12 protein-coding genes are annotated in these 14,164 nt (G+C 64.1%); 9 read left to right on the top strand and 3 right to left on the bottom strand.

The annotated features are described in order from the left end of the window. Positions 1-8 precede the first annotated feature (8 nt). Positions 9-1,181, top strand: coding sequence for a 4-hydroxybenzoate 3-monooxygenase (gene pobA / locus XH91_RS27810; protein ID WP_128953550.1), 1,173 nt, complete (start codon positions 9-11; stop codon positions 1,179-1,181). Positions 1,182-1,367: 186 nt separating this feature from the next. Here the strand turns inward: pobA and XH91_RS27805 are convergent, their stop codons facing one another. The 3 genes from XH91_RS27805 to XH91_RS27795 all read right to left on the bottom strand — a co-directional run bounded on the left by XH91_RS27805 (position 1,368) and on the right by XH91_RS27795 (position 5,527). After that, a complete protein-coding gene (locus XH91_RS27805; RefSeq protein ID WP_128953549.1) occupies positions 1,368-3,518 on the bottom strand; it encodes an adenylate/guanylate cyclase domain-containing protein in 2,151 nt (716 codons plus the stop codon). Between the two features lie 19 nt (positions 3,519-3,537). Further along, positions 3,538-4,206: a hypothetical protein gene (locus XH91_RS27800; RefSeq protein ID WP_128953548.1), complete on the bottom strand. Its 669-nt coding sequence runs from the start codon at positions 4,204-4,206 to the stop codon at positions 3,538-3,540. A gap of 181 nt (positions 4,207-4,387) precedes the next feature. Beyond that, the gene (locus tag XH91_RS27795; protein ID WP_128953547.1) at positions 4,388-5,527 is read right to left on the bottom strand and encodes an HD domain-containing phosphohydrolase; all 1,140 of its coding nucleotides are present in this window, start codon (positions 5,525-5,527) and stop codon (positions 4,388-4,390) included. A 287-nt stretch (positions 5,528-5,814) separates the two neighbouring features. Here XH91_RS27795 and XH91_RS27790 point away from each other — a divergent pair, with 287 nt between their 5' ends. From XH91_RS27790 to XH91_RS27755, 8 genes are all read left to right on the top strand, one after another. Continuing rightward, entirely contained in the window at positions 5,815-6,138 is a 324-nt protein-coding gene (locus tag XH91_RS27790) for an STAS domain-containing protein (RefSeq protein ID WP_128953546.1), read from the top strand. Beyond that, positions 6,138-6,503: a response regulator gene (locus XH91_RS27785; protein WP_128953545.1), complete on the top strand. Its 366-nt coding sequence runs from the start codon at positions 6,138-6,140 to the stop codon at positions 6,501-6,503. The genes XH91_RS27790 and XH91_RS27785 overlap by 1 nt, the downstream gene beginning before the upstream one ends. Beyond that, complete coding sequence (locus tag XH91_RS27780; RefSeq protein ID WP_128953544.1) at positions 6,500-8,587, top strand: chemotaxis protein CheA; 2,088 nt, start codon at positions 6,500-6,502, stop codon at positions 8,585-8,587. The genes XH91_RS27785 and XH91_RS27780 overlap by 4 nt, the downstream gene beginning before the upstream one ends. After that, positions 8,587-9,048: a chemotaxis protein CheW gene (locus XH91_RS27775; RefSeq protein ID WP_128953543.1), complete on the top strand. Its 462-nt coding sequence runs from the start codon at positions 8,587-8,589 to the stop codon at positions 9,046-9,048. Before XH91_RS27780 ends, XH91_RS27775 begins: the two co-directional genes overlap by 1 nt. A 40-nt stretch (positions 9,049-9,088) precedes the next feature. Then, a complete protein-coding gene (locus tag XH91_RS27770) occupies positions 9,089-10,786 on the top strand; it encodes a methyl-accepting chemotaxis protein (RefSeq protein ID WP_128953542.1) in 1,698 nt (565 codons plus the stop codon). A gap of 31 nt (positions 10,787-10,817) precedes the next feature. After that, positions 10,818-11,306, top strand: a complete 489-nt coding sequence (locus tag XH91_RS27765) for a chemotaxis protein CheW (RefSeq protein WP_128953541.1) — start codon at positions 10,818-10,820, stop codon at positions 11,304-11,306. 59 nt (positions 11,307-11,365) lie between these two features. Beyond that, a complete protein-coding gene (locus XH91_RS27760; protein ID WP_128953540.1) occupies positions 11,366-13,171 on the top strand; it encodes a methyl-accepting chemotaxis protein in 1,806 nt (601 codons plus the stop codon). 135 nt (positions 13,172-13,306) lie between these two features. Further along, positions 13,307-14,161 carry a CheR family methyltransferase gene (locus XH91_RS27755; protein WP_128953539.1) on the top strand — a complete coding sequence of 285 codons (855 nt, stop codon included), beginning with the start codon at positions 13,307-13,309 and terminating at the stop codon, positions 14,159-14,161. Positions 14,162-14,164 lie beyond the last annotated feature (3 nt).

Genomic DNA, 14,164 nt, shown 5'->3' with positions numbered 1-14,164 from the left:
ACGGAAAAATGAAAGTTCAGGTCTGCATCATCGGCGGTGGGCCGTCCGGGCTGTTGCTGTCCCAGCTCCTGCACCTGAAGGGCATCGACACCATCGTGCTGGAGAAATACAGCCGCGAGCACGTGCTGGCCCGCATCCGTGCCGGCGTGCTCGAGCACGGCTTTGCCAGGCTGATGCGCGAAGCGCAATGCGGCGAGCGGATGGACCGCGAGGGTGAGATCCACAACGGTTTCGAGATCGCTCATGACGGCGCGCTCTCTCATATCGATCTGCACAAGCATTCCGGCGGCAATTCGGTGCTGGTCTACGGCCAGACCGAGCTGACGCGCGATCTCTACGAGGCGCGCGATCGGCTGAACGGCAAGGTCGTGCACAATGCCGAGGACGTGACACCGCATGATCTGACCTCCGACCGGCCCTACGTGACGTATCGCGCGGACGGCGCGACCGTTCGCGTCGATTGCGATTATGTCGTCGGTGCCGACGGATTTCACGGCGTCAGCCGCAAGTCGATCCCGAAGGACGTGTTGCGCGAATATGAGAAGGTCTACCCGTTCGGCTGGCTGGGGGTGCTGTCACGCACCAAGCCGGTGTCGCCGGAGCTGATCTATGTGAAGCACGAACGCGGTTTCGCGCTCTGCTCGCTGCGCTCACAGGTGCTGAGCCGCTATTACGTCCAGGTGCCGCTGACCGACAAGGTCGAGGATTGGTCGGACGACTCTTTCTGGGCGGAGCTGAAGCGTCGCCTGCCGGACCATGTTGCCGCACGATTGATCACCGGTCCCTCGATCGAGAAAAGCATCGCGCCACTGCGCAGCTTCGTCGCGGAGCCGATGAGCTATGGCCGCCTGTTCCTCGCCGGCGACGCCGCGCACATCGTGCCACCGACCGGCGCGCGCGGGCTGAACAGTGCCGCCTCCGACATCTATTATCTCTACCACGCCATGCTCGCGCATTATCAGGGCGGTGACGATTCCGGGCTGAAAGGTTATTCCGCCAAGGCCTTGGCGCGGATCTGGAAGGCGCAACGTTTCTCGTGGTGGATGACGATGATGCTGCACCGCTTCCCCGATCGCTCCGAGTATGAAGACCGGCTCCAGCAGACCGAGCTCGAATACCTCTTCTCGTCCGAGACCGCGCAGCGGTTGCTCGCGGAGAACTATGTGGGGCTGCCGTTTTAACTTGGCGTGATCCCTTCTCCCCCTGTGGGAGAAGGTGGCGCGAAGCGCCGGATGAGGGGTATCCCTGCGCATGCTCAAATGAGAGTTGAACTCGCGGACAGAGCCCCTCACCCGTCTCGCCGCTATGCGGCGAGCCACCCTCTCCCGCAAGGGGAGAGGGTGCACCGGCGCGCGTAGCTCGGGCTGCTACTTGCCTTCCAGCGTATTCACCGGCGTCCAATCGATCGGCGGTGGATTGCCGGCCAGGACCCGCGCACGCCTGGCAAAATGTCGGCACGGCGGATCATCGCCGGCGGCGCTTTCGAACAGCTCGGCGGCCTTCGCGAAGTCGCGCGCGCGCCAGGACGCAAGTCCGCTGGCGTACGTCGCCGCGCGCATGCCTTGCTCCTGCGTTTCCTTGTTCTTCTCGGCGAGCGGCTCGTACACCCGGATCGGCTCGTCGCGCCCTTGTACCTTGACAAGGTCGAGCTCGCGCCAGGTGTATGCGCTGCGGCTTTGATTGACAGTTGCCTCGGACGCCATGATCACGCTGCCATAATATTTGTTGGCGCCTTCGAGCCGCGAAGCCAGGTTCACCGTGTCGCTCATGACGGTGTAGTTGAAGCGCCGGCGAGAGCCGATGTTGCCGACCACGGCCTCGCCGCTGTTCAGCCCGATGCGATGAGCAAGGCCGCGCTCCCGGAACGCGGGATGGCTGTCGTTGAGCTCCTCGAGTCGGTCGCGACATTGCAGCGCGGCCGCGACAGCGTGCCGCGCATGGTCGGGATCGTCGGCCGGCGCGCCAAATATCGCGACGATGGAATCGCCGATATATTTGTCCACATAGCCGCCATGGCTTTCGATGATGTCTGTCATCGCCGACAGATAGTCGTTCATCAATGCGACCAGCTCGCCCGGCGTCATCTTCTCGGCAATCGAGGAGAAGCCGGCCAGGTCCGAGAAAAACATGGTGATGTCACGCATCTCGCCGCCGAGCGCGGGCATCTTGCCGGACGTAACCATGCTGTCGATCACCTCGGGCGCGAGGTAGAACGCAAAGCTCTTGCGCAGGAAGCGCTCCTCACGGTCGGCGATCACGAAGCGGTAGCCGATCATCATCGCGATGGCGGTCAGGCCTGCGAGCACCGGCTCGGTCAGGGGGAGCGCAAATGCGTGGACGAAGGCGCCGACGGCGATGGCCGTGTAGGCGGCGGACAGCGCCAGCCAGGCGATCAGGGCGCCGCCCGGCGCCAGCATGCAGGCGGCGCAAGCCATGATCGCCGCGAAGATGATCGCCAGGAGCGAACGCTGCGCGAAGCCGAGCTCGGTGACGGCATCATGCTCGATCAGGTTTCGTACGACCGTGGCATGGACGAAGACGCCCGCGATCCCGCTGCGGGCCATTGGCTCGGCATTCGCAGGCGTGGGCAAGGCACATCGCGATCCCCGTGTTCCGTCATAATCGCGGGCCAGGCGCATCGAGGTGAGCTTGCGGTCATCGAAGGTGAGGATGCTGCCCAGCAGCACGACCTTGCCGTCGAAGGCGCGGCGGAAGAAGTCCATGTCTCCCTTCTCGACGCAGGCGCGCAAATCGGCGAAGGAATAGGCCGGAATGTCGCGGCCCATGCCGCGAAAGTTGAGCGTCATCGTGTTGGGGACTGCGCTCGGAATCGCGTAGCCCGACAAATTCGTCGCGCCGCTTGCACCGGTCTCCGGCTTTGCACCCAGCGCGCGCGAGGCGAGTTCGACGGCCATGGCAGGCACTTGCTGGCCCGCGATGGAAAAGCTCAGCGGCATCCGACGGATCACGTCATCGGGGTCGGTGTAGACGTTGAGGGCGCGAACATTGTTCTTCACCGCAAGCCGCTGGGCCGGGAAGGGCGACTCCGGATGGTCGTTGCTGAGGACCTCGCCGAGCACCAGCTTGCCGCTGTCGGATAGCTTGCGCAGCGCGATCAGATAGTCGCGGTCAAATCCTTTCAGCCGCGCACCGACCGGAGCGTCGCCAAAAGGAATGTCCGATTGCTCGATCGAATTCTTGAAGATGACATCGTAGCCGATGACTTTGGCGCCGCCCTCGGTGATGCTGCCGAGCACCCGGCCGACCTCACGCGTCCAGGTCTGCGTCGGGGACCCTTTGAAAGGCGGGGTGTCGTAGGTCTCCCCGTCAATGGCCACGACGACGACCGGCGATGTCGCGGGATCGCGGCTGTCGCCGACCAGCGTCCAGCGCAACGCCGTGAGAATGTCGAGTGAGAGCCCCTGCAGCGCCTGGAGCGGTGGCGAGGTGAACGCCGCGCCCGTGATGAGCGCGATCACGATCGCTGCAACGATGTCCCGCCTGCCGATCCGCCGCATCGTTGCTGTCGCTATCGGTCTATTCGAGCCGCAGCAGACGCCCGATGATCGGCGTCGGTGACGCGGTGGCGGCGGCATCGACCTGGAAAGTGTAGCGCTTGTTGCCGAGTTTCGCGAGATAGCTGCCGCCCGGCGTCAGCGATTTTCCGGCCTTCGAGAGGTCGAAGAATTTCCCGGCGACCATGATGTTGCCCTTGAGCGGCACGCTGATCTCGGGCTCCTTGCCGTCGGTGCGTTCGATCACCAGTGTGCTGCCGCTCTTGGCCTGGATCAGCGGCGCGGTGCCGTAGATGGTCGGCAGTTTCGCCGGCGCGCGATTGGTGTCCGCTCGCATGGTGCGAAACGTGGTTGCCGCGCTCTGGTTCGCCTCGCGCTCGGAGAGCTGCGTGGCGTTGGCATCGCACGGCACCTTGACGCGCTGGACATTGCCGAGTTGCACCGTGCTTTGCTCGGCGCCGACCAGCACCACTCCTTCGGTGATGGTTTCGCGCAGGCAGGATTTCAGATAGCTGAGCGTGACGCCGGCCTTGGGGCCGAGCTTGATGATCTTGCCTGGCGCCACGTAGTCCATGAATTCGATGCCGTCGACCTTGCCCTGGACGTCCTCGACGATCGCGGCCGGTGTCTCCGCGACGGCGGGGGCGGCGAGGCAAATCGCGCCGACGATGGCGCTGATCAAGGTTCTCATGACTGTCTCTTCCAGTTCGAACGGTGTGTGACCGAACCACGTCCCGGCGCGAGCCTAGCAGGGGATGGCCGAGCCAAGTGTGATCAGAATCACTCTTGGTGTTGGTGCAGCCTAGCAGGAACGGGTTCAAGCCTGTGATGACAGAAAAGGGCGCCGCGGCAAACTCTGGCCAGGCGCGATGTCAGACCGCCGCCGCGGCCGCGTCGGGCGCGCAGTCCTGGTCGGGGCTGCCGGCCGGCCCTGATATAAAGGGTGAAAGGGCGGCCTCGGATGTCTGCTGCGGGAGCGTCGCTTGCCCGGTGGCGATCCCGACCACTTCATCCCAGCGCGACAGGAAAGCTTCGACACAGGCCGGGTCGAACTGCCGTCCCGCGTTCTGGGCCAGATAGTCGCGCGCCACGTCCAGCGGCATTGGCTCTTTATATGGGCGCCGGGTCGTCAGGGCGTCAAAGACGTCGGCGACCGCGACCACGCGCGCCGGGACCGGGATCTGGTCTGCCATCAGGCCGTTTGGATAGCCGCCGCCATCCCAGCGCTCGTGATGGCCTGCGGCGATTTGCGCACCGAGCTGGATCAGCTCGCAGCCGGAGTCGGCCAGGATCCTTTCGCCGATCGTGGCGTGGGTGCGGATGACGGCCATCTCCTGGTCGGTCAGCCTGCCGGGCTTGAGCAGGATGTTGTCGGGAATGGCGACCTTGCCAACGTCGTGCAGGGGCGCCGCGAGATAGATGTCCCGGCAGAGACGGGCCGGGAGGCCGAGCTGCTCGGCGATGATGCGGCTGTAGCGGGCGACCCGCAGCGTGTGCTCGCCGGTGTCGTTGTCGCGATACTCGACCGCGAGCGCGAGGCGCAGGATGATCTCTTCCTCGCGCTCGCCGAGCTTGCGCGTTGCGGCCGCGACTTCGCTCGCCAGATGTGCAGCACGATCGTTGAGCTTGCGTACGGCTGCACCAAGCTGAATCAAATTCCGCAGGCGCACCGTCATCTCGACGCTCTGCGGCGCCTTGGGCAGGAAATCGGTTGCACCCGCCTGCAGCGCTTCCATCTTGACGTCGTCGGTCTGCCGCGACGTGATCATCGCGATCGGAATGTCGGCGCAGCCGGGCAGCGTGCGCAGCGTGCGGATGAAGCTGATGCCGTCCATGTGCGGCATCTCGTAGTCGACCAGTACGAGATCGAACACACGCTCGCGCGCGCAAGCCAGCGCTTCGACGGGATCGAGGAAGGTTGTGGCCTCAACGAGGCCTTCCGCTTCGATGAGACGTTTCAGGAAATTGAGGACGGAGCGGCTGTCATCAACCAGAAGCGCTTGGGTCAGCATCGGCGGCCGGACTCGTTCGGATGGCGAGGCGTGAAGCTCAACCAATAGCTCCCGTGATTTAACGTGGAGCAAACATGCGGCCCGCGGCGAGCTGCTTCGACGTTATGCGCAACGCATGAAATTTGAGCTCACCGTGCACGCTTGCATGCATACGCGAGATTCTTCGACTTGTGACCCGTAGTTGTACGGGTCACTCCGTTAGGGGTTTGCATACTCTCCGACGCGAATAGTCATCGTGCGGGATTCGCGCCATGCGTGCAGTGAGCCCCGAGGGAATTGGGGGACGAATGTCGTCTGATGTGACCGAGCCGAAGTGGTCCCTGCGGCTGCCCGCCGATTGCAGCATTGCCGCGATCCGCAGCGTCTATGATTTGATCCGCGAAGCGTTCGGTCGGCAGGATCGGCTCGAGATCGATTGCTCCAGCGTCGACAAGGCCGACGTGACCTCGATCCAGCTTCTGCTGTCGGCTGCCAAGACCGGCGATGCTCAAGGCCGCCCGGTGGTCCTGACGTCCTTTTCCCAGTCTCTGCGCAACACCCTTCGCCGCGCCGGCTTCGCCAGTGAAGCGATGATCGATCAGCACTTCCCGCAAAAGAAAGATGGCATCTAATGGCCACGATTCTCACGGTCGACGACTCTCCCAGCATCCGTCAGATGATCAAGGTCGTGCTCGAGCCCGCCGGTCACAACGTCATCGAGGCCGGCGACGGCGCTCAAGGGCTCGCCAAGGCTCAGGCCGGCAAGCTCGACCTCGTCATCACCGACCTCAACATGCCCGTCATGAACGGGCTGGAGCTGATCAAGGCGCTTCGCAAGCTGCCGAGCGCGGTCGGCATGCCCATCGTGTTCCTCACCACCGAATCCAACGATACGGTGAAGCAGGAGGCCAAGAGTGCCGGCGCGACGGGATGGATCACCAAGCCGTTCAAGCCTGAGCAATTGCTCGCCGTCGTCGCAAAACTGGTGCGCGCATGAGTGCGTTGGACCCGACCGAGGTCTTCCGTCAGGAAGCCAGCGAGCTCTTCGAAGTCCTGGAAGGGGCTCTGCTCGACCTCGGCCAGCGTCCCGACGACCGCGAGCTGGTCGATTCCGCCTTCCGCGCCCTGCATACGATCAAGGGATCGGGCGCGATGTTCGGCTTCGACAAGGTCGCGTCCTTCACCCACGAGTTCGAGACTGCGTTCGACCGCGTCCGTAAGGGCGAGATCAAGCCGACCCAGGAGCTGATCTCGGTCGCGCTCGCCGCCAAGGACTATATCCGCGCGTTGATCGAGGATCCGCAGTCGACCGACGACATCATCGGCGAAGCCATCCTCGACGACCTCAAGCGTTTCGTCTCGTCGGATCAGCCCGGTGCGGCCGTGGCCGAGATCGTCGAAGCGCCGCCGCTCGCGCCCGTCGAGAGCAGGCAGGCCGGCTGGCATCTCACCCTGGAATTCGAATCCCACATCCTTCGCAACGGTTCGAACCCGCTCGATCTGCTGGAAGATCTCTGCAAGCTCGGACCCTGCTTCGTCGTTCCCGTGACCGACGGCATCCCGTTCCTCGACGAGATGGAGCCGGAAGACTGCTATCTCAAATGGGACGTCAAGCTGCACGCGGCCTGCGACAAGGCGGCGATCGACGACGTCTTCATGTTCGTCTCGGACGAGATGAAGCTGACGCTCGCGCCGCTGGAGCATATCGAAGCGCCGGCGCCGGCTCCGGTGTTCCAACTCCTCGACGAGGAGCCAGCTCCGGTCGTCGAGATGCCCGTACCGTTGGTTGAAGCTGTTGCCGCGCCAGTTGCCGTACAGCCCGTCGCGAAAGCGGAGCCCAAAGCCGAACCCAAGCCCGAACCCAAGCCCGAACCGAAGGCCGAAGCCAAGCGCGACGATCGCGGTATCGCCACGGTCCGCGTCCAGGCCGAGCGCCTCGACGAGCTGATGGACCGCGTCGGCGAGCTCGTCATCGCCCAGGCACGGCTGACCCAGCTTGCGGCTTCCGGCTCCGATCTCTCGATCAAGATGATCGCCGAGGAGATCGAACGGCTTGCCTCGTCCCTGCGCGATACCACGATGGGCGCGCGCATGGTGCCGATCGGCTCGCTGTTCGGCCGCTTCCGCCGCCTGATCCACGATCTGTCGCGCGACCTGTCGAAGCCGGTCGAGTTCGTCACGACGGGCGAGGATACCGAGCTCGACAAGACCATGATCGAGTGCCTGGCCGATCCGCTGGTGCACCTGATCCGCAACGCGATCGACCACGGTATCGAGGACACGGCGACCCGCACTGCCAACGGCAAGACCGAGCAGGGCCGCATCGAGCTCGCGGCCGTGCATTCCGGTGCACAGGTGCTCGTCACCGTGAAGGACAATGGCGGCGGCCTCAACACCGCGCGCATCCGCGCCAAGGCCGAAGAGCAGGGCCTGATCGCCGCCGGCGCCGTGCTCTCGGATCACGAGATCCACCAGTTCCTGTTCCATCCGGGCTTCTCGACCGCGCAGACCATTTCGGCGCTATCAGGTCGCGGCGTCGGCATGGACGTCGTCAAGCGCACCATCGAGAACATGCGCGGCTCGATCGACCTGTCGACCAAGCCGGGCCAGGGCACCATCGTGACCCTGCGTCTGCCCCTGACGCTCGCGATCATCGAAGGTCTCCTGATCCGCGTCGGCGAGGGCCGCTACATCATTCCGCTGTCGGCGGTGGAGGAATGCATCGAGCTGACCGCCGAGGACGAGCGCTCCCGTGGCCGCAACTTCCTCAACGTGCGCGGTAACCTCGTGCCTTTCCTGCGCCTGCGCGAGATCATGTCGTCCTCGGGTACGCCTGACCGGCACCAGAAGACGATTATCATTTCGACCGGCGAGACTCATGTCGGCCTGGTCGCCGATCAGATCATCGGCAACCACCAGACCGTGATCAAATCGCTCTCCAAGCTGCATTCGGACGTCACCATCTTCTCCGGCGCGACCATCCTGGGCGACGGCACGGCGGCGCTGATCCTCGACGTCGCACAGCTCGTCACGCTGGCGCAGTCGAAGGTCGAGAAACAGCATATCAGCGAGGCTGCGTAATGACCGAGGGACAGGTGGCCGAACACCGGGCCGACGCGATGCAGGTCGTCATGATCGGCCTCGGCGAGGAAAAATTCGCGCTCGACGCCGGCCTCGTGCGCGAGATCATCGACCCCGTGCCCGTGACCAAGGTGGCGGGTGCGCGGGCGTTCGTTCCCAGCGTGATCAATGTCCGCGGCAACGTCATTCCGCTTGCTGACTTGCGCATCCGTTTCGGCATGCCGCAGCTCGACGATTCCGCCGACACGCGCATCGTGGTCATCGAGATCGAGCTCGACAACGAGCCGGTTCTGGTCGGCGTCACCGCCGACAAGGTCTATGAAGTCACGGAGATCTCGCAGACCGACGTGCAGCAGACACCGCGCGTCGGCATGCACTGGAAGCCGGAGTTCATTCGCTTCATTGCGAAATGGCGTGAAGAGTTCGTCATCGTTCCGAACATGGAACGCATTCTGAATTGAAACGAGGTCTCGGGGCGAGACTGGGTTTAAGGGGCTGAATATGAGATTCACGGTCAAGGCAAAGCTTGCCAGCGCGTTCGGTCTGGTCATCGTCCTGTCAATGGTCGCAGGCGGCGTCGCCTACATGAAGCTCGGCGACATGATGACGACCGCCGACAGCATGGTGCTGCGCGCCAAGCGAATGGAGAAGGCGGCCGAGATCGAGAAGCTCATCCTGCTTCAGCTACGGGCCGAAAAGAATTCCATCCTGGCTGAAGGGAACGAATACGAGCAGGATGTCACGGACGCCGCCACCCGCCGTGAGCAGACGCTGAAGACCAAGGACGAGGTCTATGCCCTCGCAAGCGAACAAGGCAAGAAACTGCTGGATACCTTCGCCGTCACACTCGGCAAGATGAATGCCTACCAGGAAGAGACCATCCGTGTAGCGAAGGTAGACAAGGTCAAGGCAACCGAACGCTCCGCCGGCGAAGGCCGCAAGGTGGTCGCGGACGCGCTCGACGCCGTGGGTGCCTATGTGGGGAACACCAAGAAGCAGATGGCCGAGCAGGCCGTCCAGTCGAAGGAAGAAGGCCACCAGGCCCAGCTCATGTTGATGGCCCTGATCGCAATCTCGCTTGCGATTGCGATCGCCGCGGCGCTGTGGATCTCGATCTCGATCAGCCGGGCGCTCGGACGTGCCGTCGCTCTCGCTGGTGCGGTCGCGAGCGGCGACCTCGGTCAGACGATCAATGTTACGAGCAATGACGAGGTCGGCGATCTCGTCAAATCGTTGAACGGCATGGTCGGGAAGCTCAGACAGATCGTCCAGGAGGCGCTCACCGCCGCGCAGAACGTCTCGGCCGGCAGCCAGGAGCTCTCGGCCAGCGCCGAGCAGCTCTCGCAGGGCGCGACCGAGCAGGCCTCGTCGGCCGAGGAAGCCTCGTCCTCGATGGAGGAGATGGCTTCCAACGTGAAGCAGAACGCCGACAACGCCAACCAGACCGAGAAGATCGCGGCGCAGTCGGCCAAGGACGCGGAAGCCAGCGGCGTCGCCGTCGGCCGTGCCGTCGAAGCCATGCAGACCATCGCCGAGAAGATCACCATCGTGCAGGAGATCGCGCGCCAGACCGACCTGCTGGCCCTCAACGCCGCAGTCGAAGCCGCCCGCGCCGGCGAGCATGGCAAAGGCTTTGCCGTGGTCGCCTCCGAAGTGCGCAAGCTCGCCGAGCGCAGCCAGGCTGCCGCCGCCGACATCGGCACGCTGTCGAGCGAGACCGTGAAGGTCGCGCAGGAAGCCGGCTCCATGCTGTCGAAGCTCGTGCCCGACATCAAGAAGACGGCCGAGTTGGTCCAGGAAATCACCGCCGCCTGCCGCGAGCAGGACGTCGGCTCCTCGCAGATCAACCAGGCGATCCAGCAGCTCGACAAGGTCGGCCAGCAGAACGCCAGCGCCTCCGAGCAGGTGTCTTCGACCTCGGAAGAGCTCGCCTCGCAGGCCGAGCAGCTGCAATCGACCATCTCGTTCTTCCGCATCGAGCAAGCCGGGCGGAGCGAGGCCGTAGCGTCCGCGCCGATCGACCGCGCCGTCACCCAGCTTCGCAGCAAGGCGGGGCAGATGCAGGCGGCGGATCGCGGCGCGAAGAAGCCCGTGCCCGTTCGCAAGCCGGCGCGCGCGGCAAAGGTCGCCAATGGCGGCGGCTTCGCCTTCGACATGCAGGACGGCGAAGACGATCGCGACGCCGAGTTTCAACGCTGACATCTAGAACCATCTGACCTGGACTGAGGAAATGGCCGCAACCTCGCAATATCTGACGCTCGGGCTCGCCGGCGAGACGTTCGGCATCAGCATCCGCAACGTGCGGGAAATCCTGGACATGCGGCCGATCTCGCGCCTGCCGCATGCGCCGAACTTCCTGCTCGGCATGATCGATGTGCGCGGCGCGGGATATCCAATCGTGGATCTCCGCACCAAGCTCGGCCTGCCGGCCGTGGCGGCCACCGAGGCGACCCGCATCATCATCCTCGACGTGCCGATGAATGACCGCCTGGTCGGCGTCGGCTTTGTGGCCGACTGCGTGTTCGAGGTGACCGACATCGACGAGCAGGCGATCGAGCCGATCCCCGAAGTCGGCGGCAAATGGCAGTCCGATTACGCCGCCGGTATCGGCCGCAAGGGCGAAAAGTTCGTCGTCATCTTCGACCTCGCCAGGTTGATGGCCGCGGACGGGATGACGGAAGGAAGTGCCGCGCGGTTGGATGCGTCCTTTGCGGCCTGAATTCGCAGTTTGTCGCGCGTAAGCAATTCAATTCAACAATTCGAAGACCGGGGCCGATCATGAGATTTACCGTCAAAGCGAAGCTTGCGAGCGCATTCGGCGTCGTCATCCTGTTGTCGATGATTGCCGGCGGTGTCGCCTATCTGAAGCTCAACGACACCGTCGGGACTGCCGAACATTTGTCGGCACGGGCCGCGCGCCTCGCCAAGGTGGCGGACTTGCAGGAAAATGCGCTGCTTCAAGTGCGCGCCGAGAAGAATGCGATCCTCGCGCCGACCGACGCGGATCAGGACAAGTTCGTCATCCTCATCGCCGAAGCGCGCGAGCGCGTGGTGAAGATCAAGAACGACGTCTATGTCGGTGCGAGCGAGGACGGCAAGAAGCTGCTCGACAAGTTCGGCGCCGCCTACGTCAGCGCCAACGCGGTGCAGGATCAGACGTTGAAGCTGGCCAAGCAGGATAAGGTCAAGGCGGCCGAGAATTCGATGACCGAAGGGCTCAAGGCCATGACGCCCGCGCTCAACGCCGCGAAGGAGTACATCGAGTACGTCAAAAAGCAGATGGCGGCAGAGAGCGAGGAGGCCAGGGTCGAAGGCAATCGTGCCGAGATCATGCTGATCAGCCTGATCCTCGCCTCGCTGGTGATCGGCGCGATGGCCGCGACCTGGATCGCGATCGGCATCAGCCGTGCGCTTGCCAGCGCGGTCGGGCTGGCCGACGCGGTTGCCATCGGCGATCTCAGCAAGAAGATCGACGTTTCCAGCAACGACGAGATCGGCGATCTCATCACCTCGCTGAACGCGATGACCAAGAACCTGAACGCGACCGCGGCCGTCGCCAACGAGATCGCGCAAGGCAACCTCACCGTCGAGGCGAAGCCGCTGTCGGACAAGGACACGCTCGGCCTTGCGCTGGAACGCATGGTCCAAAGGCTCCGGCAGATCGTCTCCGAGGCGCTCACGGCGGCGCAGAACGTCTCGGCCGGCAGCCAGGAGCTCTCTGCCAGCGCCGAGCAGCTCTCGCAGGGCGCGACCGAGCAGGCCTCGTCGGCCGAGGAAGCCTCGTCCTCGATGGAGGAGATGGCTTCCAACGTGAAGCAGAACGCCGACAACGCCAACCAGACCGAGAAGATCGCGGCGCAGTCGGCCAAGGATGCCGAGGCCAGCGGTGCTGCGGTTGGCCGCGCCGTCGAGGCAATGCAGACCATCGCCGAGAAGATCACCATCGTGCAGGAGATCGCGCGCCAGACCGACCTGCTCGCGCTCAACGCGGCGGTCGAGGCCGCCCGCGCCGGCGAGCACGGCAAGGGCTTTGCCGTGGTCGCATCCGAAGTGCGCAAGCTCGCCGAGCGCAGCCAGGCTGCCGCGGCCGATATCGGTACGCTGTCAAGCGAGACCGTGAAGGTCGCGCAGGAAGCCGGCTCGATGCTGGCGAAGCTCGTGCCCGATATCAAGAAGACGGCCGAGTTGGTGCAGGAAATCACCGCCGCCTGCCGCGAGCAGGACGTCGGCTCCTCCCAGATCAACCAGGCGATCCAGCAGCTCGACAAGGTCGGTCAGCAGAACGCCAGCGCCTCCGAGCAGGTCTCCTCGACCTCGGAAGAGCTCGCCTCGCAGGCCGAGCAACTGCAATCGACGATCGCCTATTTCCGCATCGAGCAGGGCGGCAGGAGCCAGGCGCCGGCGTCGGTCGACCGGGCCGTCACGCAGCTCCGCGCCAAGGCTGCGACCATGGCGGCAGCCGAGCGTCCCACCAAGAAGCAGCCAGCCAAGCCGGCGCGCGCCATGAAGGTCGCGGGCGGGGGCGGTTTTGCCTTCGACATGAACGACGGTGAGGACGATCGGGACGCCGATTTTCAGCGCTGAGATCTTTCGCGGGCAGGTCCGCTCCTTTGCTGCGGGCGGTCCTCGTCTGCTGTCGCGTAAACGCGTAGGATTCAAAATGGCCCTGATGGCCCGATATCAAGTGCATGCGGGCCTTCGGGACCGGGGCTGGCGGCCATGATGCTCGCCTTGCAGGATACGGCCGTGCATTTGTCGGACCGCCATTTCCGCACCATTGCCGAACTGATCGAGGGCCAGGTCGGCATCAAGCTGCCGCAGGGCAAGCGGCTGATGCTGGAGGGGCGCCTGCACAAGCGTGTGCGCGCCCTGAACTTCTCCGACCTCAACGAATATGTCGAGAACCTGTTCGAGGCCGACCATTTCGACGCGGAGCTCACCCATCTGATCGATGTGGTGACGACCAACAAGACCGACTTCTTCCGCGAGCCGCAGCATTTCACCTTCATGCGGGAGATCGCTATCCCCGCGCTGCTCAAGTCGCACGGCCGCAGAAGCGCAAACCTGAAGGTCTGGAGCTCGGCGAGCTCCACCGGCATGGAGGCCTATACGGTTGCCATGGTGCTGGACGACATGATCAGGAGCGGATCGCGGTTTCAGTATCGCGTCCTGGGAACCGACATCTCGACGGCGGTACTGCGCCTCGCCAAGACCGCGATCTACACCCGCGACGTGCTGGCACCGGTGCCGGAGCCGTTCGTGAAGCGGTATTTCCTGTCCTCGCGCGACAAATCGCGGGGCGAAGTGCGGGTGGTGCCGGAACTGCGCCGCATGACGCATTTCATGCGGATGAACCTGATGGATCAGTCCTATCCCGTCGACCGCGACGTCGACATGATCTTCTGCCGCAATGTGCTGATTTATTTCGACAAGCCGACGCAGCGCAAGGTCGTCGAGCAGCTTTGCAGTCATTTGCGGCCGGGCGGGTATTTGCTGGTCGGACACTCCGAGTCGATGATCCACAGTTCTGTTCCGGGCCTGAAGCAGGTTCAGCCGACCATTTTTCAGGTTTGATCG

It is taken from the genome of Bradyrhizobium guangzhouense (assembly GCF_004114955.1).
Taxonomy (GTDB): domain Bacteria; phylum Pseudomonadota; class Alphaproteobacteria; order Rhizobiales; family Xanthobacteraceae; genus Bradyrhizobium; species Bradyrhizobium guangzhouense.
Note: the sequence above shows the minus strand (reverse complement) of the source record. Positions and strands in the feature narration are given on the sequence as shown.